General features: G+C 74.3%; 21 protein-coding genes and 2 pseudogenes. 16 read left to right on the top strand and 7 right to left on the bottom strand.

What is annotated here, in order from left to right:
• Window positions 1–71 precede the first annotated feature (71 nt).
• The 5 genes from ABEB13_RS34145 (at window position 72) to ABEB13_RS34125 (ending at window position 5,024) form a co-directional block, all read left to right on the top strand.
• Window positions 72–476 carry a gamma-glutamylcyclotransferase family protein gene (locus tag ABEB13_RS34145; protein WP_345708562.1) on the top strand — a complete coding sequence of 135 codons (405 nt, stop codon included), beginning with the start codon at window positions 72–74 and terminating at the stop codon, window positions 474–476.
• Between the two features lie 437 nt (window positions 477–913).
• Entirely contained in the window at window positions 914–1,882 is a 969-nt protein-coding gene (locus tag ABEB13_RS34140; protein WP_345708561.1) for a polysaccharide deacetylase family protein, read from the top strand.
• 30 nt (window positions 1,883–1,912) lie between these two features.
• A complete protein-coding gene (locus tag ABEB13_RS34135; protein ID WP_345708560.1) occupies window positions 1,913–3,004 on the top strand; it encodes a GNAT family N-acetyltransferase in 1,092 nt (363 codons plus the stop codon).
• A 216-nt stretch (window positions 3,005–3,220) separates the two neighbouring features.
• Window positions 3,221–4,597 (top strand): ABC transporter substrate-binding protein, encoded by a 1,377-nt coding sequence (locus tag ABEB13_RS34130; RefSeq protein WP_345708559.1) that lies wholly within the window; start codon window positions 3,221–3,223, stop codon window positions 4,595–4,597.
• Between the two features lie 169 nt (window positions 4,598–4,766).
• Window positions 4,767–5,024 carry a hypothetical protein gene (locus ABEB13_RS34125; RefSeq protein WP_345708558.1) on the top strand — a complete coding sequence of 86 codons (258 nt, stop codon included), beginning with the start codon at window positions 4,767–4,769 and terminating at the stop codon, window positions 5,022–5,024.
• 75 nt (window positions 5,025–5,099) lie between these two features.
• On the opposite strand, the gene ABEB13_RS34120 is transcribed toward ABEB13_RS34125, so the two are convergent.
• A complete protein-coding gene (locus ABEB13_RS34120) occupies window positions 5,100–5,624 on the bottom strand; it encodes a MarR family winged helix-turn-helix transcriptional regulator (RefSeq protein WP_345708557.1) in 525 nt (174 codons plus the stop codon).
• A 349-nt stretch (window positions 5,625–5,973) separates the two neighbouring features.
• Here ABEB13_RS34120 and ABEB13_RS34115 point away from each other — a divergent pair, with 349 nt between their 5' ends.
• The gene (locus ABEB13_RS34115; protein WP_345708556.1) at window positions 5,974–6,216 is read left to right on the top strand and encodes a hypothetical protein; all 243 of its coding nucleotides are present in this window, start codon (window positions 5,974–5,976) and stop codon (window positions 6,214–6,216) included.
• 149 nt (window positions 6,217–6,365) lie between these two features.
• Here the strand turns inward: ABEB13_RS34115 and ABEB13_RS34110 are convergent, their stop codons facing one another.
• On the bottom strand, window positions 6,366–7,481 hold the full coding sequence (locus ABEB13_RS34110) for an MFS transporter (RefSeq protein WP_345708555.1): 1,116 nt from the start codon (window positions 7,479–7,481) through the stop codon (window positions 6,366–6,368).
• Between ABEB13_RS34110 and ABEB13_RS34105 the strand changes: the two genes are divergently transcribed.
• From ABEB13_RS34105 to ABEB13_RS34095, 3 genes are all read left to right on the top strand, one after another.
• Window positions 7,471–8,244: a CGNR zinc finger domain-containing protein gene (locus ABEB13_RS34105; RefSeq protein ID WP_345708554.1), complete on the top strand. Its 774-nt coding sequence runs from the start codon at window positions 7,471–7,473 to the stop codon at window positions 8,242–8,244. The two genes, ABEB13_RS34110 and ABEB13_RS34105, sit on opposite strands and share 11 nt — an antisense overlap.
• Before the next feature lie 434 nt (window positions 8,245–8,678).
• On the top strand, window positions 8,679–9,956 hold the full coding sequence (locus ABEB13_RS34100) for a Bcr/CflA family multidrug efflux MFS transporter (protein WP_345708553.1): 1,278 nt from the start codon (window positions 8,679–8,681) through the stop codon (window positions 9,954–9,956).
• 127 nt (window positions 9,957–10,083) lie between these two features.
• Complete coding sequence (locus tag ABEB13_RS34095) at window positions 10,084–10,518, top strand: SRPBCC family protein (RefSeq protein ID WP_100887271.1); 435 nt, start codon at window positions 10,084–10,086, stop codon at window positions 10,516–10,518.
• 54 nt (window positions 10,519–10,572) lie between these two features.
• Here the strand turns inward: ABEB13_RS34095 and ABEB13_RS34090 are convergent.
• Window positions 10,573–13,271, bottom strand: a pseudogene (locus tag ABEB13_RS34090) (SpoIIE family protein phosphatase).
• Window positions 13,272–13,423: 152 nt separating this feature from the next.
• Window positions 13,424–13,687 carry a dsRBD fold-containing protein gene (locus ABEB13_RS34085; protein WP_345708552.1) on the bottom strand — a complete coding sequence of 88 codons (264 nt, stop codon included), beginning with the start codon at window positions 13,685–13,687 and terminating at the stop codon, window positions 13,424–13,426.
• 94 nt (window positions 13,688–13,781) lie between these two features.
• On the opposite strand from ABEB13_RS34085, the pseudogene ABEB13_RS34080 reads away from it, so the two are divergent.
• Window positions 13,782–14,203 (top strand): annotated as a pseudogene (locus ABEB13_RS34080) (tetratricopeptide repeat protein).
• Between the two features lie 190 nt (window positions 14,204–14,393).
• Complete coding sequence (locus tag ABEB13_RS34075) at window positions 14,394–15,878, top strand: M1 family metallopeptidase (protein ID WP_345708551.1); 1,485 nt, start codon at window positions 14,394–14,396, stop codon at window positions 15,876–15,878.
• Between the two features lie 55 nt (window positions 15,879–15,933).
• Here the strand turns inward: ABEB13_RS34075 and ABEB13_RS34070 are convergent, their stop codons facing one another.
• Window positions 15,934–17,544 carry a phospholipase D-like domain-containing protein gene (locus ABEB13_RS34070; protein ID WP_345708550.1) on the bottom strand — a complete coding sequence of 537 codons (1,611 nt, stop codon included), beginning with the start codon at window positions 17,542–17,544 and terminating at the stop codon, window positions 15,934–15,936.
• A 79-nt stretch (window positions 17,545–17,623) separates the two neighbouring features.
• On the bottom strand, window positions 17,624–20,701 hold the full coding sequence (locus tag ABEB13_RS34065) for a putative bifunctional diguanylate cyclase/phosphodiesterase (protein ID WP_345708549.1): 3,078 nt from the start codon (window positions 20,699–20,701) through the stop codon (window positions 17,624–17,626).
• A 172-nt stretch (window positions 20,702–20,873) separates the two neighbouring features.
• Here ABEB13_RS34065 and ABEB13_RS34060 point away from each other — a divergent pair, with 172 nt between their 5' ends.
• The gene (locus ABEB13_RS34060) at window positions 20,874–24,182 is read left to right on the top strand and encodes an amino acid adenylation domain-containing protein (protein ID WP_345708548.1); all 3,309 of its coding nucleotides are present in this window, start codon (window positions 20,874–20,876) and stop codon (window positions 24,180–24,182) included.
• Entirely contained in the window at window positions 24,179–24,985 is an 807-nt protein-coding gene (locus ABEB13_RS34055) for a leucyl/phenylalanyl-tRNA--protein transferase (RefSeq protein WP_345708547.1), read from the top strand. The genes ABEB13_RS34060 and ABEB13_RS34055 overlap by 4 nt, the downstream gene beginning before the upstream one ends.
• A gap of 74 nt (window positions 24,986–25,059) precedes the next feature.
• On the opposite strand, the gene ABEB13_RS34050 is transcribed toward ABEB13_RS34055, so the two are convergent.
• On the bottom strand, window positions 25,060–25,983 hold the full coding sequence (locus ABEB13_RS34050; protein WP_345708546.1) for an NAD-dependent epimerase/dehydratase family protein: 924 nt from the start codon (window positions 25,981–25,983) through the stop codon (window positions 25,060–25,062).
• A gap of 116 nt (window positions 25,984–26,099) precedes the next feature.
• Between ABEB13_RS34050 and ABEB13_RS34045 the strand changes: the two genes are divergently transcribed.
• From ABEB13_RS34045 to ABEB13_RS34035, 3 genes are read left to right on the top strand one after another with little or no spacing between them, the layout of a single operon-like run.
• Entirely contained in the window at window positions 26,100–26,465 is a 366-nt protein-coding gene (locus ABEB13_RS34045) for a TetR/AcrR family transcriptional regulator (protein WP_345708545.1), read from the top strand.
• The gene (locus ABEB13_RS34040) at window positions 26,411–26,713 is read left to right on the top strand and encodes a TetR-like C-terminal domain-containing protein (protein ID WP_345709920.1); all 303 of its coding nucleotides are present in this window, start codon (window positions 26,411–26,413) and stop codon (window positions 26,711–26,713) included. The genes ABEB13_RS34045 and ABEB13_RS34040 overlap by 55 nt, the downstream gene beginning before the upstream one ends.
• The gene (locus tag ABEB13_RS34035; protein WP_425559975.1) at window positions 26,713–26,856 is read left to right on the top strand and encodes a hypothetical protein; all 144 of its coding nucleotides are present in this window, start codon (window positions 26,713–26,715) and stop codon (window positions 26,854–26,856) included. The genes ABEB13_RS34040 and ABEB13_RS34035 overlap by 1 nt, the downstream gene beginning before the upstream one ends.
• Window positions 26,857–26,871: the final 15 nt, after the last annotated feature.

Here is a 26,871-nt window from a genome sequence, read left to right as displayed (position 1 = left end):
GGGTACGCGCGGGGCCGCAGCCGGTACGGTCGGTCCCCACCATCCGCCCGCCCCGCCCTCGTGGAGTCCCCGTGCAGTTGCCGTTCTTCGTCTACGGGACGCTCCGCCCCGGGGGCCGCAACCACGACCGGCACCTGGCCGGCCGGTGCCTGCGGGTACGCCGCGCCGTCCTGGCGGACGCCGCCCTGCACCGCGGCCCCGGCTACCCGTACGCCCTGCCGGACGCCGGCGCGTCGGTGGTGGGCGAGCTGGCCACCGTCCATCCGGGCCTCTACGACCGGGTGCTCGCCGACCTGGACCGGCTGGAGGACTGCACACCGGACGGCGACGGCGAATACGTCCGGGTCCGGCTGGCGGTGCGCACGGAGGACGGCGCCGAGACCGACGCGTGGGTCTACCTGGCCGGGCCGCGGATCGCGGCGGCGTTGAGCGCCGCGCCCGCACCGATCCCCTCGGGCGACTGGTCGAACCGCTGAGGGGTGCGGCGCGGGGACGGGGAGGCACGGAAGGGAGGGCGGCGCACTCCGGTGCGCGCCGTGGGCACGCACGGCCCCGGACGCGTCGACTCCCGGCGTCCGGGGCGTTCTCCGTGGCATCGGCCGTCGCCGTCTGCCCTCCGTCGCGTTCCGGCCCGCCGGGGGCCTGGCCAGAGCCTGGATCAGGGTCACTCGAACGGCCGTCGGACGTCTCCGTCGGCGGTGCGGCTCCGCCCGGTATTCCGGTGTAATGACCAGTTTCCTCCATATTTGGCCCAGGTCAAGGGCTGCGAGAAGCCGCTCATATCCTTGGAACATCCTGGGCGAATGGTCAAGGGGTGGTAAATTCTGGTCACGTTGACGCCGAGTCGGCGGCGCGCCCGGTTGCGGCGCCACGGCCCCGCAACGGCGCGGGATCGGCGACCGAGAGGGGCGGCGTGCCGGACGACCACGGTGCCGGGGGCACCGCCATCGGCGCGACCCCGGCGGACACCCGCAGACGGCGGATCGACGCGGTGCTGCGCCGCTCCCCGCTCCAGCCGGCCTTCCGCGCCCTGGCCGCGGGCAGACTCGCCGTCCTCGCCTACCACGGCGTCGAGGACGCCCGCTCCTTCGCGGCCCAGATGGACCGCCTGGTGCGGACGGCGCGGCCGGTGTCCCTCGCCCGGGTCGAGCAGGCCGTCCGCGAGCAGCGCCCGCTGCCCCCGCGCAGCGTGCTGGTGACGTTCGACGACGGCGATCCGAGCCTGCTGGCCGCCGGCCTGCCGGTGCTCGCCCGGCACCGCATACCGGCCGTCGCCTACGTGATCGCCGGGCTGATCGGCGGCGACCGGCCGTTCTGGTGGGCGGAGGCGGCCTTCCTCGCCGGGCACGGCGGAACGGCGGACGGCCTGCCGACGGGCACGGGCCCCACCACCGTCGTCCGCCGCCTCAAGCAAGTGCCCGACCGCCAACGGCTCGACCTGCTCCAGCAGTTGCGGGACACCGCGACACGCCAGGCACCGCGGCGCCCCCACCTGACCGCGGCCTGCCTGGCCGAACTGCGCACCGGCGGCGTCGAGATCGGGAACCACACCGACAGCCACCCGTGCCTGGACCGCTGCGACCCCGCGAGCGCACGGGCCGAGGTCGAACAGGCCCACCACCGGCTCACCCGGCTGCTGGGCCGGGCCCCGACGTCCTTCGCCTACCCGAACGGCAATCACGACCCGCGGGTCGAACCGCTGCTGGCCCGGCTCGGGTACCGCACCGGCTTCCTGTTCGACCACCGGCACGACCGGCGGCTCCCCCGGCACCCCCTGCGGATCAGCCGACTGCGGGTGAACTCCGACACCGGCCGGGACAGGTTCGACACCGTCCTGTCGGGGCTGCACCCGGCCGTGCACCGCCTGCGCGGCGGCAGTTGACGCCCTGAGACGGGCCCGAGGGGAGGCACGATGACGGCAGACCAGGCACACCAGGCAGATCAGGCACACCAGGCGGGCCGGACGGACACGCCCGGACCGGCCGGCGGGGAGCCGGAGATCCACCGCTCCCCCGACTCCGTCACCGCGGAACTCGCCGACGGCTGGCGCGGCCTGGTCGCCGACGACCCGCACGGCTCGTGGTTCGCCACGCCGGAGTGGGTGCTCTCCTGGTGGGAGACGCTCGGCGCGGACGCGGGCACGGGCGAGATCGCCGTCTGGCGGCGCACCGACGGGCAGGTGGCGGCCGTCGTGCCGCTGCTGCGCACCCGGCTGCGGCTGCACCCGCGGGTGCCGTTCGGCGCCGCCTGCCTCACCCTGCTGGGCAGCGGGCCCGGCGCCGCCGACCACTGCGGGCCCGCGGTGGCGCCGGACCACCGGCCGGCCGTCCGCACCTGGCTGGCGGCCACGGCCCGCCGTACGACGCTGTGGCTGCCCGACCTCGATCCCGGCGCCGCCGCGCTGGTGCCGGCGCGGGCCCGCGCGGTCGGGCGGACGCCCTGCCCGCGCGCCGACCTGACCGGCGGCAGCGACGCCCTCGGGTCGCGGCAGTTCCGCTCCACGGTGCGCCGCTACCGGCGCAAGCTGGACGCGGCCGGGGTGGCCTTCCGCTGGGTACCTCCGGCGGAGGCCGGCCCCGACCTGCTGGACGATGTCCTGGCCCTGCACCGGCTGCGCCGCGCCGCACTGGGCCGGCCCACCACGTTCGACAGCGGGCGCCGCCCGCTCCACGTCCGGCTGATGGAGCGTTCCGCCCGCACCACGGCGCCCGGCGGGCAGGGCCCCGCCTTCCTGGTCGCCGAGCACGGGGGCCGGGTGGTGGGCGGCCTGTACGGCTTCCGCTGGGGTGCGGGCTTCGCCTACTACCAGATCGGCTGGGACCCGTCCTTCGCGCCGCTCCGGCTGGGCACCGTGGTGATCGCCGAGGCCGTCCGCGCCTGCGCCGACCAGGGCCTGCACACCTTCGACTTCCTGCGCGGCACCGAGCCCTACAAGTACCGCTTCGGCGCGGTCGACCGCGCCGACGTCTCCTGGCTGCTGCCGCACGGCCGGGCGGGGCCCTGATCGCCGCGAAGCACCGGCTCAAGCAGCGCGCCGCACGGGCGGCTTCGGATGAGGTCCGGTCCCGGCCGGACCGGTCCGACGGCCGCCGGCGGTGACCGCCGTCCGCCGAGCGGACCTCGGCCCTTGACAGGCACGGGATTCGGGCAGCAAGGTCTGGGAGCGCTCCCATCACGGCCGATGCGCCACCCACCCGATCTGTCAGCGAACGAGGCTCCCATGCCAGGCACCAGACGCAACGCTCCACCCTCTCCCGCCGTGGCCGGTTCGGGCACCACGGCCGCGGGCCCCGCCCGACGCCGCGGACGGCCCGTCAGGACGGCTGCCGCGCTCGGCGGCGCACTCCTCGCCCTCACCGCGTGCAGCAGTACCGCACCCCCGCCGCAGGCCTCGGCGGTCGCCGAGAGCATCACCCTGAACGTCGGCACCTTCGGCACCTTCGGGTACCGGGAGGCCGGTCTGTTCGCCGAGTACATGGCCAAGCACCCCGAGATCGTCATCAACGAGCAGGCCACCCAGGACGGCAAGGTCTACTGGAACGACCTCTCCGGCAAGCTTCGTGACGGCGGCACGGTCGCGGACATCCAGGCCGTGGAGGTCGGCTACATCGCCGAGGCCACCGGCCCGCTCGCGGACAGGTTCACCGATCTGCGGACGGCGGACGGCGTCGATCCGGCCACCTGGCTGCCGTGGAAGTCCGCCCAGGCGACCACCCCCGCCGGCGCCCTGCTCGGGCTCGGCACCGACACCGGGCCGATGGCGGTCTGCTACCGCAAGGATCTCTTCCGCAAGGCCGGACTGCCCACGGACCGCGATGCCGTGGGCCGACTGTGGGCGGGCGACTGGTCGAAGTTCGTCGACGTCGGCCGCCGCTACAAGGCGGCCGCGCCGGCGAAGACCACGTTCACCGACTCGGCCGGGGGCCTGTTCAACGCCGTCCTGTCCGGCGAGCCCCGGCAGTTCTCCACCGCCGACGGGACGCTGGACTACCAGGACAGCCCCGGCGTGAAGAAGGCCTGGGACATCGCGGCGTCCGCCGCCCGCGGCGGACTGACCGACGGGCTCCAGCAGTTCACCGCCGACTGGGACGACGCGCTCTACCTGAGCAGCTTCGCCACCGTCCTCTGCCCGTCCTGGATGACCGGCGTGATCAGCCAGTACGCCGGGGACCGCGGCGAGGGGCTGTGGGACATCGCGGCCGCCCCGGTGGCCGGGAACTGGGGAGGCGCCTTCCTCACCGTGCCGAAGGCCGCCCGCCACCCCAAGGAGGCCGCCGCCCTGGCCGCCTGGCTCACCGCGCCGGAACAGCAGGCGAAGGTGTTCACCAAGACCGGCAACCTGCCGTCGGCCGACGCCGCACTGCGGCTCCCGGTGGTGCAGGACGCCACCAACGCGTACTTCAACAACGCACCGACCGGCCGGATCTACGCCGCCGCCGCCCGGACGATCCGGCCCGCCCCGATCGGGCGGCTGGACGGCGTGGTGAAGGCGGTCTTCACCGACACCGCGCTGCTGGACGTCGAACGCAACGGCACCGACCCCAAGAAGGCCTGGAACGCCGCCGTGCGGCAGATCTCCGAGCAGACCGGGGGCTGACGGCTCCCGCGACAGCGCTCGTGGGAGCGCTCCCGCGACACCCGCGGGGGTGGCCCTCCCCGAACGGCGACCCCGGCCCACCCCCGCTCCGCCCGCATCCGGCCCACAGGTCGGCGGCGACGGCGTCCGGGGCAGCATCCCGCGGCGCGTCCGCGTCGTTGGTACCGGTATGAACACCTGCCATCCGCCCACACCCGGCGGCTCTCCCGCCACGGCCTTCCCCCAGCAGACCCAGAGCTGGGCCTCCAGCGCCGCGGCCCAGGCCAGCGACGTCCTCAGCGGCCTGCGGACCGTCGACGTACCCGTAGCGGCCCTCCAGGCCGCGCTGCTGATCATGACCGAGCTCGTGGCCAGACCCCACGAGACGCTCGAGATGCGGGATGCCGCGCGCGAAATCTGCGGACTCTTCGCCGGGCTCACGGACTGACCGTCCGCCCGGGCCCCGGCCGGGCCGGCCCCAGCGGGGCCGGCCCGGCCGCACGCATCGGGCCCCGCCGCCGCCTCAGTCGGTGGACGCCAGGACGATCGCGCCCAGCGCGGTCAGCAGGTGGGGGCGGTCGGCAGGGGCCACCGGCCCCAGGAAGAGCGCGTCGACGACCTCGGCGTGCACGACCGCAGCCCGGCGGAAGGCGTCGGCCCCGTCGGCGGTCGCCGAGACCAGGGTGATCCGCCGGTCGGCCGGCGAGGGTGCGCGGCGGACCAGCCCGGCCTGTTCCATCCGGTCGATCAGCCGGGTGGTGCCGCCACTGGTGAGGGTGAGGCCGTCGGCCAGCTCCCGCTGGGCCACCCCGTCCCCGCCCTCCCGGCAGAGCATGATCAGCACTTCGAACATGGTGTGGCTCAGCCCGCAGCGGGCCCGCAGCTCGGCGTCCATCCGGCGGTCGAGGCGGGCCGCAGCGCGCAGCAGCAGGCCGAAGTCGGCGATGGTCGGGCCGGCGGCAAGGGCGGCGAGGGCCGCGGCGTCGGCCGGGCCGTCGCCGCCGACCGGGCGCGGCCGCCTCTCGGGTGCCGTCGGTGCGGTCTCCATGCCACGGAGTCTACTGAGCGGTGCAGGGCGGCACCCGGGGCAACACCGGCCTCGGGGATCAATGGAACCGTGGTTGTCGGTGAGAATGATCATGGTCTCGGCGGCCGATACACGGGAGGGATCTTCCGCGCAGGGGTTCGATTGACGGCTGACCGATCCGGCGTCAGCCCGGGTACCTGGTGGCGCTGCTGCAGGGGCCGGAGGGGCGGCGGGTCTCGGAGCCGGAGCGGCTACGCCGGCCGCCGACGCGCACGACCGGTACGAGCATGGCGAAGGCGCTGGAGCGGTGGCTGGTCTCCCGGCCCCGGGTCGCACGGGCCTCGCGCACGGTGCAGGCGGTGTACCGGCTGTGGAGCGGCAGCTGGACCTGATCACCGAGGCCGGCGCCGACTTGGAGGCGCCGGCGATGCTCCGGGCGCTGGAGGTTGAGGTCGGGCCGCGCACCGAGGTCGAGGCGGCCATACGGCTGCTGGACGAGCTGCTGCCACCGGGCGACGACGACTCCGAGGCGGAGATGCGCCGCCAGCCGGCCGACCGCTGCAGCACCGTGCGCCCGTTCCTACGGTCATCGACGCGAACGACAAGGCGCTGACGGGAGCCCGGCTCGCGCGTTGACCAGTACTCCCTGCGCGCCGACACGATCGCCGCCGCGAACGCGTCGCTCATCACCGCCCAGGGCCGGGGCGAGGACGACAGGAGGACGAGCAGCCGCACGCGGCGACAACTCGCCGGCGCCATCGGCTACGGACAGGCAGCCTGTTCCCGAACGGGCGTCGCCTCCCGCTCACGGCCATCGCCGCCAGTGCGGATCCAGGCAGGATGCAGGACCGCGAGAATCAGACACGTCAAGGACATGGCGCACCACAACCCGACAGCTCCGGCATGCTCGAGCAACTGTGTGCCGACGACCGGGGCAGCGATTCCGCCGATTCCCCAGCTTGTGCCGTAGACCGCCAGGTATCGCGCCTTCCCGGCGGCGGGGGCCAAGCTTGCGACCAGTGCGTACGCGCGGCCGGTGAGGAGCAGGTCGCCCAGGCTCCACACCATGGTCGCTGCGGTCCAGGCAAGCAGGCCGGGAGCAAGCGCGTATCCGGCCAGGCCCAGGGCCATCAGGAGGTAGCCGCCGGCGAAGGCTGCGGGTGTCGGGAGTGCGGCGAGTCGCTTGCGCCTCAGCAGAGGCTGTCCAGCGGTGATGGTGAGGGCGGACGTGGTGAACAGCAGTCCGGCGTCGGCGGGTTGCAATCCGCGCAGTTCCAGGGACAGGGGTAGCGAGATCATGATCTGGAGATGGACCACCGCGAACAGAGTCCCTGCCGCGAGCATCGCCAGCAACGAACGGTCTCGCCAGGGCGCTACGGCGGCCGCCTGCGGAACTGCCGCCGGCGCGGCGCGGTGGTCTGCGGGCAGGACCAGGTGCACGGTCAGCGCGCAGAGCAGGCAGGTGAGGGCATCGACCACGAACAGCCATCGCAGCTCCCGGCGCCCGATCCCAGCCGCCAGCAGGCCCGCGCCCATGCCGGCCACCGCCAGGGCCGCGTTCATCAGGCCATGGGCGCGGACCTGCTCGCCCGGCGCCACAGCATCCGCGATCATCGCTTGGCTGGGCGGCTCGTAGATCTCGAAGGCCAGCCCCATCAGCACCGCGAAGCAGGCCGCCGGCACCAGGCCGCCGGCCGAGGCGATACCCAGTTGCGCGACCGCGCACCCGGTCAGCCCGACCACGATCGTGCGGCGCCGACCGATGCGGTCGGCCAGTCGGCCGCCGGCCAGGCGCGAGGGGATCGTGGCGAGCCCGAACGCGGCGCCGATGTACCCGGCCACGGCGGTACTGGCACCGAAGCTCGTCGTGATCAGCACAGTGAGAAACGACAGGGAAAACGCTCCCAGTCGGTTCACCGCTCGCGCCGCGATCAACAGCCGCACCGTGCGCGGCAAGCTCTTCCGGCTCTGCGCGGACCTCACGAAGTCAGCCCCCTCGTGCGTGACCGACGAAACGGATATCGTCGGTTGCGTAGGCACGCTAGGGTTCGAAGGAGTGACCGGTCAAGTGATGTTCGATGGTCACGTGGTGAGGCTGCTCGATACAGCCGTCTCCCTCGTCAATGCACTGACCGACGGTGCCCGACAGGGTCGCCCCTACGCCGCACCGAACGGGGATCGGCTCCCATCGGCGGTCCACGAGGCGCTGCAGCTCTCACCCCGTGCCGAGGTCGGGTCGAGCCATGCCGTCTACCTCGCGAACACCGCCCAGCAGATGCGGGCGGTGTTCGCGGCAGTCGACGGCGGCCACATGGATCAGGCGGCCCAGATGGTGAACGCCCTGCTGCGCACCACTGGCGCCCGCCCCCAGCTCGATCGCGTCGACGGTGAGCCCTGGCAAGTCCACTTCCACGGCTCCGACGACAGTCTCTCCGTGGGATGGAGCGCCGGATGCGCCACGGCCCTGGCCCTGGCGATCGGCAGCGATCTCGCCGGACGCCTCGGCGTCTGCACGGCCCCGCATTGCGACCGCGTCTACGTGGACGCTTCCCGGAACGCGGTCCGCCACTTCTGCTCCACGGCGTGCCGGGGCCGAGTCAAGGCCGCAGCCTTCAGGGCACGCAAAGCGTCCCGGGACTGAGGATCTCTCAGGCTCCGGCGTCGGGCCGGCCGGCATTCCTCGCCACGACCGCCATCTCCCGTGCCTGTCGTCAACCGATCGTCTGACGACAGGCGGTCGGCGTCCAATGAACCCGGACATTCCGGGGCACTGAGGCGGCGCCGATCCCATCGGATCCGATGACGATTGCTGACAGGGTTCGACGACAGAAGGGGTCCGATTCTCCGCACGGAAGGGGCGACCGGTCTGGAGTTCACCGGCGGCGGCGAGGCGGCCACGGTGCCCCGGCGGTTCCGGCCCGGCGCAAGGCCCGTCGTGGGCACGAGAGCCGCGTCAGAGCCCTCGCAGCGATCGGACCATGATCGTTCTCGCCGATATCCACGGTTCCATTGATCCCCGGGGCCGAACACCCGGCGCCGGCCGGGTCCGGGCCGGGTAATTAGCTGACCGCTCAATTGCTGATCAGTCAGCGATTCCCCTACGCTGAACCGGGTGACCACTCCCCCGCCCCGCGGACCCGCAGCTCCGCGCCCGGCACCGCCCCCGGACGCACCGGCGGCCCGCGCCGGCTGCGGCTGATCCTGGTGCTCGGCGCGCTCTCCGCGTTCGGGCCGCTGTCCCTGGACATGTACCTCCCGGCGTTCCCGTCGCTGGCCGCCGACCTCGGCGTGCACGACGCCGACGTGCAGCTCACCCTCACCGCGTGCCTGCTCGGGCTCGCCCTCGGCCAGCTGGCGGTCGGCCCGCTCAGCGACAGCCGCGGCCGCCGGACGCCGCTGCTGGCCGGCCTCGCCTGCTACGCCGTCGCCTCGCTGGCCTGCGCGTTCGCCCCCACGGCCGGCACGCTGACCGGCCTGCGGTTCGTCCAGGGGATGGCCGGTGCGGCGGGCATCGTGATCAGCCGGGCGGTGGTCCGGGACCTGTACGACGGGGTCGAGGCGGCCCGGTTCTTCTCGCTGCTGATGCTGGTGAACGGGCTGGCGCCGATCCTGGCCCCGGTGCTCGGCAGCCAGCTGCTGAGGTTCGCCGACTGGCGTGCCGTGTTCGCCGTCCTGGCCGTGATCGGCGTGCTGCTGCTGGCGGCGGCCGCGCTCGCCCTGCCCGAATCGCTCCCGGCCGAGCGCCGGACGGCGGGCGGCCTGGGGCGCAGCGTGCGCAGCTTCGGCGGGCTGCTGGCCGACCGCCGATTCATGGGCCACGCCCTGTCGGCCGGCGCCGTGTTCGCCGCGATGTTCGCCTACATCTCCGGTTCCTCGTTCGTCCTCCAGCAGGTGTACGGGCTCAGCGCGCAGCAGTTCGGCCTGGTCTTCGGCGGCAACGCGCTGGGCCTGGTGCTGCTCGGCCAGCTGAACGCCCGACTGCTGCGCAGCCGGTCCCCGGAGGCGCTGCTGCGGGTCGGGCTGGCACTGTCGGCCGCGGGCGGTGCGGGGCTGCTGACCGCGGTGACGGCGGGCCTCGGCCTGTGGGCGGTCTGCGCCTCGCTGGCACTGGTGGTGGGCGCGGTGGGCTTCGTGATGCCGAACGCAACGGCGCTGGCGCTGTCCGGACAGGCGCAGGCCGGGACGGCCTCCGCGCTGCTCGGCCTGCTGCAGTTCGCGTTCGGCGCGCTCGCCGCGCCGCTGGTCGGTCTCGGCGGCTCCGGGTCGGCGCTGCCGATGGCGTCGGTGATCGCCGCTTTCGCGGCCGCGGCGCTCCTGGTACACGGCTGCTGGCTGCCGCGCCGGTCCGCCTGACGGGCCGCGCGGCGCGTGGAACCCGGCCGTGGGCCTGCGGTGCCCGGCGGGCCTCGTTGCCGCGGCCCGCCGCCGGGCGCAGGCTGAGGGAGGCGGCGCGGTTCGGCGGCGGCGGGCGAGGAGAGCCATGAGCACCCTTGAGGAGCAGATCGAGATCGGGGCTCCGGCGGACGCGACCTGGGAGCACCTGCACCGGGTCGTCGACTACCCGCGCTTCGTGGACGGCGTGCTGCACGCGCACGCCCGCGGCAGCCACCGTGCGCACCTGGACGTGGCCGTGGACGGCGGCCACCGCGAGTTCGACGCCTACTTCACCGACCTCGGCCGGGGCCGGGTGATGACCTGGCAGACGGTCGACGGCCCGCCGCTGCGCGGCGCGATCGCCCTGCGCCCGCTGGGTGCCGGGCGCACCCGGGTGCAGGTCCGCATCGAGTACGAGCCGGCGGCGGTGGCCGAGGTGTTCGGCGGCGGCCACGGGTTCGCCCAGGCCAGCGCGATCGAGCGGACGGTCCGCTCGGACCTGGAGCAGTTCAAACAGCTGGTGGAGGACGAGCAGCGCTGAGCGTCCCCAGGGCCGGGCGTCCTCAGGGCCGACCGCTCTCAGGGCGGACCACTCTCAGGGCAGCGCCTGCTCGGCCCAGATCACCTTGCCGGTGGCGGTGTAGCGGGTGCCCCAGCGCTCGGCGAACTGGGCGACCAGGAACAGGCCGCGGCCGCCCTCGTCCGTGCTCGCCGCGTAGCGGAGGTGCGGGGCGGTGCTGCCGGTGTCGGAGACCTCGCAGATCAGCGTGCGGTCCAGCAGCAGCCGCACGCCGATCGGCTCGCCGCCGTAGCGGATGGCGTTGGTGACCAGCTCGCTGAGGACGAGTTCGGTGGTGAAGGCGAGGTCGTCCAGGCCCCACTCCTCCAGCCGGCGGCTGACCTCGCCGCGGATCACGGAGACGGCGCTCGGGTCGGCGGGGACGTCCCAGACCGCGACCTTCTCGGCGGGCAGCGCCCTGGTGCGGGCGACCAGCAGGGCGATGTCGTCGGTCGGGCTGGCGGGGAGCATCCGGGCGAGCACGGTGTCGCAGGTCTGGTCGGGGGTGCCGTCCGGGTGCTCGGCCAGGGTGACCCGCAGCGTCTCCAGGCCCTCGTCGATGTCCCGGCTGCGGTCCTCCACCAGGCCGTCGGTGTAGAGGACCAGCCGGCTGCCCTCGGGCACGTCGATCTCGACGGCCTCGAACGGCATGCCGACGGTGCCGAGCGGCGCCCCGGCGGGCAGCTCGGGGAACTCGACGCTGCCGTCGGGGTGGACGAGGGCGGGCAGGAGGTGACCGGCCCGGGCCATGGTGCAGCGCAGCGCGACCGGGTCGTAGATCGCGTAGAGGCAGGTGGCGCCGGTGATCGGGGAGTCGCCGTCCGGGGAGGAGTCCTGGTCGAGGCGGTTCACCAGGTCGTCGAGGTGGCCGAGGAGTTCGTCGGGCGGCAGGTCGAGGGCGGAGAAGGTGTGGACGGCGGTGCGCAGCCGGCCCATGGTGGCGGCGGCGTGCAGGCCGTGGCCGACCACGTCGCCGACCACCAGGGCGACCCGGGCGCCGGACAGCGGGATGACGTCGAACCAGTCGCCGCCGACGCCGGCCTGCGCGGGGAGGTAGCGGTAGGCGGTGTCGAGGGCGCTCTGCTCGGGCAGGCCGCCGGGCAGCAGGCTGTGCTGGAGGGTGACCGCCATGGCGTGCTCGCGGGTGTAGCGCCGGGCGTTGTCGATGGAGACGCCGGCCCGGGCGACGAGTTCCTCGGCGAGCGAGCGGTCCTCCTCGTCGAACGGTTCGGGCCGCTCGGAGCGCCAGAAGCTGGCCATCCCGAGGACGACGCCGCGGGCCTGCAGGGGCACGGTGAGCAGCGAGTGGACGCCGTACTCCAGGACGCCGGTGGCCCGCTCGGGCTGGTAGGCCTGCCAGGCCCGGACGGCGGCCCGGAGGTCCTCGGCGATGACGGCGCCACCGGTGACCATGGACCGGGCCCGCGGGGTGCCGGGCACCAGGGGGACGCTGTCGCCGACCGGGATGAACGGCGAGTCGTCGCGGATCCCGCTGTGTCCGACGCGGCGCATCTGGAGGGGGCGCCGTCCAGCCCGACGGCGGGTTCCTCGCCGCGCAGGACGGCCTCGGCGAGGTCGACGGTGACGAAGTCGGCGAAGGCGGGGACGGCGGCGTCGGCGAGTTCCTGGGCGGTACGGGAGACGTCCAGGGTGGTGCCGATGGCGCCGCTGGCGTCGTAGAGCAGTTGGAGGCGCCGGCCGGCGAGTTCGACCCGGCCGGAGAGGGCCAGCAACTCGGTGGAGTCGCGGAGGGTGACGACGTGTCCGGGCGGGCCGCCGTTGACCTCGGTGGAGCGGATGTTGACGGCGAGCAGGCGGTCGCCGGCCCGGACGACCTCGTCGGTGACGGTGCGGCCCGATCCGAACAGGGCGGTGAGCGGCCGGTCGAGGCCCAGGTCGGCGACGGCGCCGCCCTCGGCCTCGGCGGGCAGGCCGAGCAGGCGCCTGGCCTCGTCGTTGGCGAGCACCAGCCGGCCGCTGCCGTCGAGGATGAGCACGCCCTCGCGGACGGCGTGCAGGACAGCGTCGTGGTGCTCGTACATCCGGGTCATCTCGGCGGGGCCGAGTCCGTGCGTCTGGCGGCGCAGCCGGCGCATGACCAGGGCGGTGCCGGCGGTGGCGAGGGCGAGCGCACCGGCGCCGGCGAGCAGCAGCAGCGGAAGCTGCCGGTTGGCGGTGGAGCTGATCTCGGCCGTGCGGATTCCGGCGGAGACGAGGCCGACCACGGTGCCGTCGGGGGCGTCGACCGGCACGGTGGCCTGGACGAGCTGGCCGATGGTGCCGTTGACGGTCTCGATCACGGGCTGGCCGGCGAGGGCGGGGGCGATGTTGCCGACGAACTTCTTGCCGATCCGGTCCGGCTTGGGATGGGTGTAGCGGATGCCGTCGGTGTTCAGGACGACGATGAAGTCGACGCCGGTGGCCTTGCGGGCGGCCTCGGCGCTTGGCTGCAGGACGGCGGTGGGGTTCGGGGAGCGCAGCGCGGCGACGATGCCCGGCGAGTTGGCGTAGGTCTGGGCGACGGCGAGCGAGCGGTTGCGGGCCTCGGCGGAGGTGTCGTGCCGCGACTGCAGCACGAGCTCCGTGCCGGCGGCGACGACCAGCAGGAGCACGATGACCACCTGGAGGACGAAGACCTGGCCTGCGACGGTGCGCACGCTGATCGGCGACCACGGACGTCGACCGGTGGAGTCGGGGACCGGCAGGGTCCGGGATCGGCCCCTAAACCGGACCATATGCCTATGTGTACCCCCGGCGGACCCGGCGGGCCAGAGGTTGGGGCCGATCACCTCGTTCCGGAGATCCGGAGGTCACGGAGGGTGTCCGGCCGCGGGCGCACCGCAGCCGCCCCGGGCGCGGGGCCCGGTGCGGGGGTCGGCGGTGACGGTCAGTAGATCAGGTAGGAGGGCCGGTGGCCCTCGTCGGCGATCTCCCCGTCGGCCACCGAGCGCAGTCGGCGGGAGAGGTCGTCGAGGGCGCGGGAGGCGGCCATCTCCTCGCCGATCCGGGCCAGTGGCCGGTCGTCGCGGCTCTTGACCGCCTCGCCGTGTCCGCTGACGCCCGGCGCGTGCGAGCCGACCAGGCGCGCCTCGCAGAGGGTGTTGACACCGTCCTCGTCGAAGCTGAGCTCTACGTCCCACTGGTTGTGCATCCCGCACCTCCTGGTGCCGTGGCTTCGCTTCCAGCGTGCGCCGCCGGTCGGTGCCCGGGCAAGCAGGGACGCCGGCGGGCCGCGGAATGCCCGCATGTCGGTGAACGTTCAACCGATCGGTGCGGGTCCGCGTGGAGCGCGGATCCGGCCGCCGCGGAGAGGAGTCGCAGTGATCGACGCATACGTGGCCGGGGACGCCGCCGAGCAGTGGCGCTGGGCCGGGCTGTACTTCGACGCCAAGGACTACGCGCAGGCGGCGCGGCTGCTGGCCGAGGTGGTGGAGCACTCCCCGAGCAGGTCGGGCCGCGGCTGCTGCTGGCCCGCGCCTACTACCACTCGGCCCAGCTCACCCGTGCGGAGGAGCAGCTGCGCGAGGTGATCGAACGCGACCCGGTCGAGGGGTACGCCTACCTGATGCTCGGCCGCACGCTGCAGCGCCAGGGCCGGGCCGCCGAGGCCGCCCGGTGGCTGCGGCTGTCGGCCGCCCTCTCGGGGGAGCCGGCCGCGGACCGCTGAGCGGTGGCGCCGGCCCCGGGCCGGGCCCGCGGAGGGGATCCGCGGGCCCGGCCCGGCGGTGCTGCCGGATGGCGGAGGCCTTATTGCATGGGCATGTCATACCCGTGAGACTGGGCGTCCGACCCGGCGACGGCCCGACCGGCCCGCCGCCGGGCCGCCCGTGCCCCGCCGACCGCACCGGAGGACCCCTGTGCGCACGAGGACGATCGTCACCGCCGCAGCCGCCGCCCTGATCCTGCTCGCCGATCCGGCCGCGGCGGCCGCCCCGACGCCGGGCGCACCGGGGATCGGCGACCCGTACTACCCGACCTACGGGAACGGCGGCTACGACGTCTCGCACTACGACATCCGCCTGAAGTACCAGCCCGCCACCGACCGGCTGGAGGGCACCACCACCATCCTGGCCACCGCCACCCAGGACCTCTCCCGCTTCGACCTGGACTTCGCCCTCGGCGTCACCGAGGTCCTGGTCGACGGCCTGCCGGCCCGGTACGCGGCCACCGGCGAACAGGAGCTGGAGATCACCCCCGCCGCACCGCTGGCCCAGGGGCACCGGGCCACCATCGTGGTGCGGTACGCCGGGACGCCGTCCACGGTCAGCCGCTACGGCTTCACCGCCTGGCTGCGCACCCCCGACGGCGGGGTGGCGGCGGGGGAGCCGGAGGCGGCCTGGTGGTGGTTCCCCAGCAACGACCACCCCGCCGACAAGGCCACCTTCGACGTCTCGGTGCTCGTGCCGGACGGCACCCAGGCGATCAGCAACGGCGACCTCGTCTCGCAGAGCTCCCGGCTCGGCTGGACACGCTGGAACTGGCGCGAGGACCGTCCGCAGGCCACCTATCTGGCCACCCTGGCGCTCGGCCGGTTCGACATCACCCGCTCCACCAGCGCCGGCGGCCTGCCCGTGCTCAACGCCTACAGCCGCGACCTCGGCCCGAACGACGGCGCGGCACGCGCCAGCGTCGAGCGGACGGGTGAACTCGCCGACTGGCTGGCCGGCTGGTTCGGCCCGTACCCGTTCGGCTCGGTCGGCGGCTATGTGCCGAACGTCCCGACCGGCTACGCGCTGGAGAACCAGACCCGGGTGTTCTACAGCCCCCGGCAGTTCTCCCGGGGCTCCAACACCTCGGTGGTGGTGCACGAGCTGGCCCACCAGTGGTTCGGCGACACGGTGTCCGTCCGGCACTGGAGCGACATCTGGCTGAACGAGGGGTTCGCCACCTACGCCCAGTGGCTCTGGTCCGAGCACGAGGGCGAGGGCACCGCCCAGGAGCTCGCCGACTGGGTGTACTCCTCGCACGCGGCCGACGACCCGTTCTGGACGGTGAAGCCGGGCGACCCGGGCCCGGAGCACCAGTTCGACGCGGCCGTCTACGACCGCGGCGCGCTCGCCCTCCAGGCGCTCCGGGTGCAGGTCGGCGACGACGCGTTCCTCCGGATCCTCAAGGGCTGGCCGGCCGAGCACCGCTACGGCAACGCGAGCGTCACCGACTTCCGGCAGTACGCCGAGCGGATCTCCGGCCGGTCGCTGACCGGGCTCTTCCGGACGTGGCTGGACACCCCGGCCAAGCCCGCGGCGGGCGCCGTGCCGAACGGCGCCGGCACCGCCCGGCCGCTCGCCGCGCCGCAGGAGCCCCGCTCCTGGGCGCAGATCCACAGCGCGCAGCAGCACTGACCTCGCACGCGGCCCAGCACCGGCCCCGCCGGGCGGTGCGGGGCCGCGCGGCCGGTCAGACCGTGCAGATCCCGCGCTCGCGGTCGACGGTGGCCGCGGCCCGCGAGTACTGCCACTCGGGCGCCAGCACCTCGGCGTCCAGTCGCCCGGCGGCCGCGCCGTCCTCGATCACGTACCCGAAGTCCTCCAGCCAGGCCGGGTAGAGGTTCTTCGAGCCGGCGTAGAAGGCGGCGCCGTCCACCGACACCAGCTTGTGGTGCAGGGCGTACGGGTGGCCGTCCGCCCAGGCGGCGCCCGGCGCGGACCGGAAGGGCGCCAGCTGGAGGCCGCCGCAGAGCACCTCCCGGGCCTTCGCCCCGTCGCCCGTCAGCGTCACCAGCCGAGCCTTCAGGACGTCGCTGATCTCGCTCAGCGAGCGGATCTGCGAGTACCCGCCGCTGCCGACGGCGCCGCGGTTGGCCGGGTCGCTGACCACGATCCTGACCTTGACGCCCGCGGCGAGGCGTTCGGCCAGCACGTCGTAGAGCCGCTGGTCGTAGCGGGGCAGCGGCGGGCAGGTGGCGTTCAGGTCCTGCTGGGAGATCTCGACGTGCCCGGTGGCGCTCGCCACCAGGGCACGCAGCGCGTTCTCCTCCGGGTTGACCGTCTCGTAGTCACGGTCGGCGTTCGTCCGGTCGGGCAGGCCGACGCCGCACCGGGTCGGTGCCGGGTCGAGCGGCGCGGGGCGGTAGGCGGAGGCGGGGTCGGCGGTGCGGATGCCGATGCCCAGGCCGCCGACGGCGATCACCGGGACGTCCCCGGCGGCGGGCGCCACGGGCTCGGCGAGGGCTCGCGGGCAGCGTCCGCCGGCCGGGCCGGCCAGCCAGACGTTCTGGGTGAGGCCGCCGGCGTTGTCGCAGGTCCAGGACCACAGCGTGTCGAGGTAGCGGCTCGCCGAGGTGGCGGCCGGCCCGGTGAGCTCGACATCGGCATCGGTGACCGGGTGCGCGGTGTCGAGGTAGTCGCCCTTCCAGCCGTTGACGCCGCCGGTGATCGCGGTGGCACCGTCCACCACCAGGATCTTGGAGTGGTTCCAGGAGAGCCCGGTGCGCGAGGTGGTGGCGGAGGCGACGATGAGGTCGACGGAGCCGGCGGCCGGCCCGAGCCGGGCGAGCAGTTCCGTCCGGTAGGCGGCAGGGCGGACGTCGAGGTGGTAGAGCGGTGCGGCGCCGACCAGGATCCGCACGGTCAGCCGGCGCCCGTCGGCGGTGGCCGCCCGCAGGCCCGCGACCAGGGCGTCCTCGAAGCCGCCGTTCGGGAACGGGGCGAGCGAGGAGACGTCCACGGTGCGGGTGGCCGCGGCGACGGCAGCGGTGGTCGCCGCGAGGAGGCGGTCGCTGCCGGTCCGGACGCGGCAGGCGTCGTCGCCCCAGCAGCCGGGGGTCTGCAGCACCCCGTCGAAGCGGTTGCCGCCGGTGCGTTGCCAGACCTGTCCCTCCAGGCCCGGGGAGACCTCGCGCAGCGCGGCCTCCACCGCGTCCAGGTGCGGGGTGGCGGACGCGGCGGGCCGGGCCGGGCCGGGCGCGGCGGCGGCCGGCCCGGCGGCGGGCAGCACGCCGAGCGCGGCCGCGAGGACGAGCAGGGGACGGGTGACGCGCCCGTGCGGGCGCGGTCGACGGTCAGACACGGAAGGGAGTCCTTTGGCAGATCACCAACAATCTACCCGATGGTAACTTGACGGACCGCCAGGTGGTCACGCGCACCGGTCACACCCTCCCGGACCGCCCCTTCCCGCCGCTCCGCACCCCGGCCGGCTCCGCGTCGTCCCGCACCAGCAGGCCCGCCTGATCGGCGGTCAGCGGACGGGCGAACAGGTACCCCTGGCCGAGCGGGCATCCCATCGCGGCCAGCAGGTCGCGCTGCACGGTGTTCTCGATGCCCTCCGCGATGACCTGCACCCCGAGCGTGTCCGCGATCCTCGCGATGCCCTCCACCAGGGCGTACTGCTGCTGGGAGTGGCCGAGCCCGTCGATGAACGACTTGTCGATCTTGAGGATCGAGATCGGGAACTCGCGCAGGTAGCTGAGCGACGAGTAGCCGGTGCCGAAGTCGTCGATGGCGATCCGCACACCGAGGTCGCCGAGCATCTGCATGTCGGTGCGGACCCGCTCGTCACGGCGCATCAGCACGCTCTCGGTGAGCTCCAGCACCAGGGTGCCCGGCGCCATCCCGCTGTTCTCGACCACGCGCCGCACAGTGTCCACGAAGCCCGCGTCGCGGAACTGCCGGGCCGAGACGTTGACGCTGACCCGCAGCTGCGAACGCCCCGCCGTCTCGCGCAGCCCGCCGATCTCCCGCTGCCACCGCGCCGCCTCGGCGGCCGCCCGCTCCAGCACCCAGGCGCCCAGCGGCACGATCTGCCCGCTCTCCTCGGCCAGCGAGATGAACTCCTCCGGCAGCACCATGCCGCGCCGCTCGTGCGGCCAGCGCACCAGGGCCTCGAACGCCACCAGCTCGCCGCCGGCCAGGTCGACGATCGGCTGGTAGTAGAGCGCGAAGGCGGATTCGGCGATGGCCGTGTCCAGGCTCTCGTTCAGTTCGTGCCGCTCGACCAGGCCCGCCTGCAGGGCCGGCTGGTAGGTGCACCACTGCCGCTTCCCGGCCGCCTTCGCCGAGTACAGCGCCAGGTCGGCGTGGGTCAGCAACTCGGCGGAGTCCTCGCTGTCCTCCGTGGTCGCCACACCGACGCTGGCCGCCACCCGCACCGCGCCGGAGCTGAGCCGGAAGGGCTCCTCGAAGACCGACAGCACGGCGGAGGCGGTCGCCCCGACGTCCTCCGGCGAGAGCGCGTCCTCCACCAGCACGGCGAACTCGTCGCCGCCCAGCCGGGCCGCGGTGTCCGAGGTGCGCAGCGCGGTGGAGATCCGCAGCGAGACGGCGACCAGCAGCTCGTCGCCGACCGCGTGGCCCTGGGTGTCGTTCACCATCTTGAAGTCGTCGAGGTCGATGAAGAGCACCCCGGTGACCGTGCCGCGCCGGCCGCTGCGGGACAGCGCGTGGCCCACCCGGTCCTGGAACAGCACCCGGTTGGCGAGGCCGGTCAGCGAGTCGTGGAAGGCACGGTGGGTGAGCTCCCGCTCCATCTGGCGCTGGTCGGTGACGTCGCGCAGGGTGAGCACCAGTCCGCCGACGGTGGGGTCGTCGCGCAGGTCGTTCCAGCGCACCTCGGCCTCGATCACGCTGCGGTCGCCGCGCAGCAACCGCCAGTGCTCGCGCTGCTCGGCCTGCTCACGGGTGCGCATCCGGATGAGCGCCTGGTTGACCGCGCGGCTGTCCTCCGGCGGGACGAGGTCGGTCAGCGCGCGGCCGTCCAGGGCGGCATGGCCGAGCACCCGGTCCGCCGAGGAGGAGGCGTACCGGATGGTGTCGTCGGCGCGCAGGATCAGGATGACGTCCGAGGCGCTCTGCACCAGGGTGCGGAAGTAGAGCTCGCTGTTGCGCCGGTTGATCTCGGCGCTCAGCCGGACGCGTTCGACGGCCAGCGCGGCCTGCGCGGCCAGGATGTCCAGGGTGCCCCATAAAGCGGTGAGCCGGTGCTCGGTGCCGCCCACCACGAGGACGCCGATCAGCGGATCGTCCAGCACCCGCTGCTCCAGGACGAGCGGGCAGACCAGCGCACTGGGTGCGCCGTCCAGCCGCCGCACGAGGGCGTCGTCGAGCTCGGTGGCCGGCACCAGCCGGCTCCCGCGGGCCGGGGCGTCGATGGCCGGCAGCTCGTCCTGGCCGGGCTTGGGCCGGCCCTCACCGTTGACGGCCAGCAGCGCCACGTGCGCGGGCTCCGCCGGGAGCAGCGCCGAGGCGGCCGTCCGGACGACCTCCGCGACCTGTTCCACGGTGGCGGCGCCGCCCAGGCCGGCGCCGGCCAGCCGCAGCACGCGTTCGCGCTCCACCGCGTGCCGGTAGGCCAGCACGACGCCCGCGAGCCGGGAGAGCACCAGCAGGAAGAGCACGGCGGAGAATCCGCCGATCACCGCGGCGTTGGTGGCGTCGTTGTGGGTGACGTCGGCCAGCAGCATGGCCGGGGCGATCAGCGAGGCGAGGGTGAGCAGGGCGATCCGGCCGCGGCTGATGTCGGCCGGCTGGGTGGGGATCGGCCGGGTCAGTTCGACCATCGAGGGGTGCAGGGCCGCGGCGCCCCAGGCCAGGTAGAGCACCGCCCAGCCGAGGTCCACCGGTGTGCCGATCCGCCAGGTGCCGTAGAGCTGGATCACCCCGTACAGCACGTCGGAGACGAGCAGTCCGACCGTGCCGACGGTGAGCAGCAGCAGCGCGGGGCTCTTGCCGCCGCGCGGCACCAGCAGCCGCAGCAGCAGGGCCAGCACCAGCACGTCGCCGAGCGGGTAGGCGATCGAGACGGCCTTCTGGAACCAGGTCAGCGAGGGGTCCTGGGCGTACGGGACGATCAGGTACGTCCAGCTGAGCAGGGCCAGGCCGACGGTGAGGGTGAGGGCGTCGATCAGGCTGCCGCGGTCCTGGTGCGCGGTGCGCCAGCGGATGAAGCCCCAGACGCCGAAGCCGTAGAGCAGGTACTCGGCGAGGTAGAAGCCGTCGGCGATGGAGGGGAAGTCGTTCTGGTGCAGGTAGTCCGTCTGGATCACCTGGACGACCTCGCCCGCGGTGAAGCTCAGGTTGGCGACCGCGAGCAGGTACCAGGAGAGCGCGTGCACCGGCCGGTTCAGCCGCACACCCACCAGGATGGCGGCGAAGCCGCTGGTGCCGATCAGCGTCCACCAGACGATGCGGTCGGCCGGGAAGCGGTAGTAGACCGCCGTCAGCAGCACCATCCATGCGATGTAACATGCCATCAGCCGTTGTCGTCGACGCGTCAACCCGGCTACCCCTCGAAGGCGGTGAGCCGCTCGGCTCGGTCGGGCTCGGGAACTGTCAGGGACAGAACGATCCCAATCATACATAGCAGGCACCGGGTGCCTATAGTCGAAATGTCAGAGCGCGTGAATGTCGGGAACGGGCGTGGCGGGCGGCGGAGTCCGTGTTCGTAATCCCGCACCCGAGCCCCGTTTGCGCCACCCTCTCCGCCGTCTGTCGAGGTCACCACCGGTGGACCAGTCGAATCACGTCCAATCTCCCGATTCCGGACAGCACTCCGTTCTGGTGAACGGAGACGGTCAGTACACGATCTGGACGGGCGAGATCCCGGTTCCCGACGGATGGCGGCGGGTCTACGGCCCGACCGGGCGGGAGGCATGCCGGCGCGAGGTCGCGGCCCGCTGGCGCGATCTGCGGCCCACCGGCCGCGGCGCCCCGGGCCGCACCGTGCACGGGCTGTTCCGGGAGCAGGCGGCCCGCAGACCCGGCGCGGTCGCGGTGCTCTGCGACGACGGGCCGCTCAGCTACGCCGAGCTGGACGGGCGCAGCGACCGGCTCGCCGAGGAGCTGCGGGCCGTCGGCGTCGGCCCGGACCGGATCGTCCCGGTCTGCCTGGAGCGCAGCGGCGACATGGTGGTCGGCCTGCTCGCCGCGCTCAAGGCGGGCGGTGCCTTCCTGCCGCTCGACCCGGCCCACCCGGACCTCCGGCTCCAGCAGCTCGCCGAGGACTGCGGCGCCGGGGCGGTGCTGACCAGCAGCGAGCACGCCCGGCTGTTCCCCGGCGCGATCATGGTCGAGGCGTACCGCTCGGCGGGGCCCACCGGCGCCGCCCCGCCGCCCGACCTCACCGACCCGGACGACCTCGCCTACCTCATCTACACCTCCGGCACCACCGGACAGCCCAAGGGCGTGCCGGTCAGTCACCGCACCATGGTGTTCACGCTCTCCCGGGTCGCCGAGGCCTACGGCATGTCCCCCGCCGACCGGGTGCTCCAGCTCGGCGCGCTCGGCTTCGACACCTCGCTGGAGCAGATCTTCACCCCGCTGCTGAACGGCGCCACCCTGGTGCTGGGCGGCCGGCACACCTGGGCGCCGATCGAACTCGCCCACCGGCTGCCCGAACTCGGCATCACCGTCGCCGACCTGACGCCCACGTACTGGCACCGGCTGCTGTCCGTCCTGCCGACCACCGGACGGGCCGCCAGCCCGCTGCGGCTGCTGATCGTGGGCGGCGACACCGTCCCCGCCGAGGACTGCCGCACCACCCTGCGCCGGCTGCCCGGCACCCGGCTGCTCAACGCGTACGGCCTCACCGAGACCGGCATCACCTCCACGCTGGCGGAGATCCGGCCGGAGCTGCTGGCCTCGCCCGCGCACGCGCCCGTCCCGGTGGGCCGGCCGCTGATCGGCACCTTCGTGCACGTCCTCGACGGCGACCTGCGCCCCGTCCCGCCCGGCCAGAAGGGCGAGGTGTACCTCGGCGGTCCGGCCCTGGCCCGCGGCTACTGGCGCAGACCCGTGCTGACCGCCGAACGCTTCCTGCCGGAGGCCTACGCGGGCACGCCCGGCGGGCGGATGTACCGCACCGGCGACACCGGCCGCTGGCGGCCCGACGGCAACCTGGAGCTGATCGGCCGGGCCGACGACCAGGTGAAGATCCGCGGCTACCGGGTCGACCCCGGCGAGGTGGAGTCCGTCCTGGCGGAGCATCCGGGCGTCGGCCTGGCCCGGGTCGTCCCCGGCGAGGGCCCGGACGGCGGACGGGTGCTCGCCGCGTACTACACCTCGCGCGGCCAGCAGCCCGAGGACCTGCGGCCGTTCCTGGCCGCCCGACTGCCGGACCACCTGGTGCCGAGCGTCTTCGTCCCGGTCGACCGGATGCCGGTCACCCCGAGCGGCAAGATCGACCGCGGCGGGCTGGCCGGCAGCGGCCGGACCTCCGGCGGCAACGGCGGCGGGCGCGCCACCGGCACCACGGTCGAGGCGGGGCTTGCCTACCTGTGGGCACAGATCCTGGACGTCGAACACGTCGGGGCCGACGACGACTTCTTCGAGCTGGGCGGCAACTCGCTGCTGGCGATGGAGATGCTGGCCCGGGCCCGGATCATGTTCGGCATCGGCGTGGACCGGATCCGGCTGCTGACCCGCGCGCTGCTGCAGGACCCGACCCTGGGCGCGTTCGCCGCCGTCGTCCGGGACGCCCGGACGGCCCACCCGGCCGAGCCGGGCCAGCTGGTCGACTACGCCACCGAGGCCGAACTCGGCGTCCCCGTGCACCGGTCCGACGGGCCGCCACCGCGCTGGCACGAACCGGGCGACATCCTGCTGACCGGCGCCACCGGCTTCTGCGGCACCCACCTGCTGCACGCCCTGCTGGAGACCACCGGTGCCCGGATCCACTGCCTCGTCCGCGCCCCCGACCGCGAGCACGCCATGGAGCGGCTGCGCGCCGCCCACCAGCGCTACCTCCGCCGCGACCTGCGCTCCGAGCGGGTGGTGCCGGTCGTCGGCGACCTCGCCGAGCCGCTGCTGGGCCTCGGCCGGCAACGCTTCGAGCGCCTCGCCGGCACCGTCGACCTCGTCCACCACCTCGGCGGGCAGGTCAACTTCCTCTACCCGTACCACCAGTTGCGGGCCGCCAACGTGGCCGGGACGCGCGAGATCATCCGCCTGGCCGGGCACTCGCGGGCGATACCCGTGCACTACCTCTCCAGCATGGCGGTGCTCGCGGGGTACGGGCCGGCCGGCGTCGACCGGGTCACCGAGGGCAGCCCGCTGGCCCACGCGGAACGGCTCTCCGTCGGCTACGTGGAGAGCAAGTGGGTCGCCGAGGCACTGCTGCACCACGCGGCGGCCGCCGGGCTGCCGGTCACCGTGCACCGCGTGAACGACGTGACCGGCGACCTGCGGCACGGCGTGATGAACCCCGGCACCGAACTCTGCGCCATCATTCGCTACTTGTGGGACAGCGGCACCACGCCCGCGGTGCACCTGCCGCTGGACTTCGTGCCGGCCGACGTCTTCACCCGGGCCCTGGCGCTGATATCCACCCGGGAGCAGGCCCGCGGCGAGGTCCTGCACCTGACCAACCCCAGCCCGGCCCTGCTCCCCGACCTCGCCGAGCGGCTCCGCGCCCGCGGCCGGCCGATCATCGAACTCCCTTACGACCAGTGGGTGGAGCGGCTGATCGCGTTCGCCAGCAACAACCCGGCGCACCCGATCACCCCGTTCGTCCCGCTGTTCGTCGACCGGGCCGTGGACAGCGAACTCACCATCAGCGAGATGTACTTCCGGCCGACCTTCCCGCTGTTCGACCGGGACAACGCCGATCGCGCGCTGGCGGCCACCGGGGTCGCCGTCCCTCCGGTGGACGCCGCCCTGCTCGACTTCTACCTGGAACGCCTCGAAGCCGCAGGACAGTTGGAGCACGCAGCGTGAGCACTGGCGCCCCCGGGGCAACCGACACGGCCGCCTGGTGGGCCGCCGTCGACCTGTCCGCCGCGGCGGCCGACGGGCCCGCCGCCTTCTGCGCCGACCTCGGCCCGGCCGGCCTGCTGGCCGCGTACCGAGCGGGCGCCTTCCCGATGCCGGCCGCGGACGACTACGCGATGTTCATGAACGAGGCCCGCTGGGAGGACCGGGTCGCGGCGGGCTCGATCGCCATCGTCGATCCCGGCGGCGACGGCGAGGCCTTCCGGGTGCCCTGGTGGTCGCCGGATCCGCGGCCCGTGATCGAGGTCGGCGCCGTCCGCCTCGGCAGCCGGCTCGCGCGGCGGCTGCGCGGCCGGGACGGCTGGACCACCACCGCCGACCGGGCCTTCGACGAGGTGACCGGGCGCTGCGCCGAGGGCCGCCGCCCGACCTGGCTGACCCAGGAGTTGCGCGGCTCGCTGTCCGCGGTGCACGCCATGGGCCGGGCGCACAGCGCGGAGGTGTGGGAGGACGGCGCACTGGTCGGCGGCGTCTTCGGGATCCGGGTGGGGCCGGTGCTCAGCCTGGACTCGATGTTCGGGCTGCGCCCGGACGCCGCCCGCATCGCCGTCGTCGACCTCGCCCGGCGGTTCGCCGAGGCGGGCGGGCTGCTGCTGGACGCCCAGTGGGACAGCCCGCACATCCGCAGCCTGGGTGCGGTCGGCATGCCCCGCGCACGCTATCTCGGCTTCCTCGGCAGCTCCGGGGAGGACGCGGGACCGCCTCCGGGCGACGAGCGTCCCGCCGCCCGGCTGGGCATCGATCCCTGACTCCGGCCGGTCCGCCCGCGCGCGGCCGCCGATCACCGGCCGGCGCCCCACCGGCCGAGCCCGACGGCCCCGCCTCAGCGGCTCCGGTACCAGGCGACCACCTCGGCGAGCACCTCGTCCCAGGGGGTCGGCTCCAGCCCGAAGGTGCGGCGGGCGGCCGTCGAGTCCAGCACGAACGGCCGCTCGAACTGGTACGCCATCTCGTGCACCTCGCGCACCACCGGGTTGACCAGGCCGAGCAGACGCAGCATCACCGCCGGGATCTCGCCGACCTTGACGGGCGCCACCCCGGCCGCCTTCGCCAGGTCGCCGACCGCCTCCCGCTGGGTGCGCGGCTCGTTGCTCGGCACGTGCCAGGCGCGTCCCCAGGCCCGCTCGTCCGCGCCGACCGCGACCAGCAGCCGGGCGACGTCCCCGGTGTACGTCCAGGTGTGCGCGGCGTCGGCACTGCGCAGCACCTGGACACCGCGGCCGGCGAGCAGCCGCGGCACCAGGCGGTCCCCGAGGTGGCTCTCGGCGCCGGGGCCGACGTAGTCCGAGCCGCGCACCTCGGTGGCGCGGATCCGGCCGGCCTCGTGCCGTGCGAGCGCGTCCTGCCACATCTGCGCCCGCACCCGGCCCTTGACGGAGTTCGGGTTCAGCGGGGTCGCCTCGGTCATCGGCGCGGCGACGGCGCCGTAGCCGTAGAGGTTGCCGACGGTGGCCAGCACCGCGCCGGAGCGCTCGGCCGCGGTGAGCATCGCCTCGGCCAGCGGCGGCCAGTCGGTCGCCCAGCGCTGGTAGGCGGGGTTGGCGCAGTTGTAGAGCGCGGCGGCGCCGTCCGCGGCCCGGGCGAGGGCCGGGCCGTCCGTGGCGTCCAGGGCCACCGCCCGCACACCGGCCGCGGTGGACGCCGTGCCGGAGCGGGTGACGACCACGACCTCCTCGCCGCGCTCGGCCAGCAGGCGGGCGGTCTCCCGGCCGACAGGGCCTGCGCCGACGATCACGTGCTTGCTCACGGGGACTCCCAGATGTCGGAATGAGAGAACACTGTTCTCGATGTAGACGAGCGTTGCGCACGCTGGCCAGGCTTGTCAAGAACAGTGTTCTCGGTAGTTGCCCCCGTTCTCGCCTCGTGCGAGGATTCGGCCATGCCGACCCCGCCCAAGACGCCCACCCCCGGGAACGCGCCCGTGTCGAGTTCACCCGGGACATCAAGCAGGTCGCCCGCCGCCAGCTCGCCGAGGTCGGGGCGGCCGCACTCTCCCTGCGGGCGGTCTCCCGCGAGCTGGGCCTCGCGTCGCCCTCCGCCCTCTACCGCTACTTCCCGGGGCGGGACGCGCTGCTGACGGCCCTGATCGTCGACAGCTACGCGGCGGTGTCGGAGGCGGCCGAGTCCGCGGCGGGGAACTCGCCGACCGGCCCCCCTTCGACCGCTGGGTCGGCATCGGCCACGCCGTCCGGGACTGGGCGCTGCGCAACCCGCACGAGTACGCGCTGATCTTCGGATCCCCCGTGCCGGGCTACGCCGCGCCGGAGGACACCGTCACGCCGGGCATCCGGGTGCCGTTCCTGCTCGGGAGCCTGTTCATGCCCGGCGCGCCGGGCGACGCGCAGCCGCAGGACGGCACCGGGGCCGCGCCGGCGCCCCCGGCGGCCGCCGTACCCCGGCGGCCCGCCGAGCGCTTCGGCCGCTGCTCGACCGGCTGCCCGACGGCGTGCCGCCCGAGCTGGTCGTCAGCGGCCTGATGGCCTGGACGTACCTGTTCGGCGCGGTCTCCTTCGAGATCTTCGGCCACCGCAGCGCCGTGGTGGCCGAGCCGCGGGTCTTCTTCGACCACGAGATCCGCCGGCTGGGCGGGCTGCTCGGACTGGCCGGCGCGCCCCGCTGAGCCCCGCCCGGCACG

This window comes from Kitasatospora paranensis, from assembly GCF_039544005.1.
GTDB classification, from domain to species: domain Bacteria; phylum Actinomycetota; class Actinomycetes; order Streptomycetales; family Streptomycetaceae; genus Kitasatospora; species Kitasatospora paranensis.
Note: the sequence above shows the minus strand (reverse complement) of the source record. Positions and strands in the feature narration are given on the sequence as shown.

Bases quoted from the DNA above. Each gene is read 5' to 3' on its own strand.
- ABEB13_RS34135 (WP_345708560.1), top strand. From the start codon at position 1,913: ATGACGGCAGACCAGGCACACCAGGCAGATCAGGCACACCAGGCGGGC.
- ABEB13_RS34130 (WP_345708559.1), top strand. From the start codon at position 3,221: ATGCCAGGCACCAGACGCAACGCTCCACCCTCTCCCGCCGTGGCCGGT.
- ABEB13_RS34125 (WP_345708558.1), top strand. From the start codon at position 4,767: ATGAACACCTGCCATCCGCCCACACCCGGCGGCTCTCCCGCCACGGCC.
- ABEB13_RS34120 (WP_345708557.1), bottom strand. From the start codon at position 5,624: ATGGAGACCGCACCGACGGCACCCGAGAGGCGGCCGCGCCCGGTCGGC.
- ABEB13_RS34095 (WP_100887271.1), top strand. From the start codon at position 10,084: ATGAGCACCCTTGAGGAGCAGATCGAGATCGGGGCTCCGGCGGACGCG.
- ABEB13_RS34085 (WP_345708552.1), bottom strand. From the start codon at position 13,687: ATGCACAACCAGTGGGACGTAGAGCTCAGCTTCGACGAGGACGGTGTC.
- ABEB13_RS34065 (WP_345708549.1), bottom strand. From the start codon at position 20,701: ATGGTGCTGCTGACGGCGGTCTACTACCGCTTCCCGGCCGACCGCATC.
- ABEB13_RS34060 (WP_345708548.1), top strand. From the start codon at position 20,874: ATGTCGGGAACGGGCGTGGCGGGCGGCGGAGTCCGTGTTCGTAATCCC.
- ABEB13_RS34035 (WP_425559975.1), top strand. From the start codon at position 26,713: ATGGCCTGGACGTACCTGTTCGGCGCGGTCTCCTTCGAGATCTTCGGC.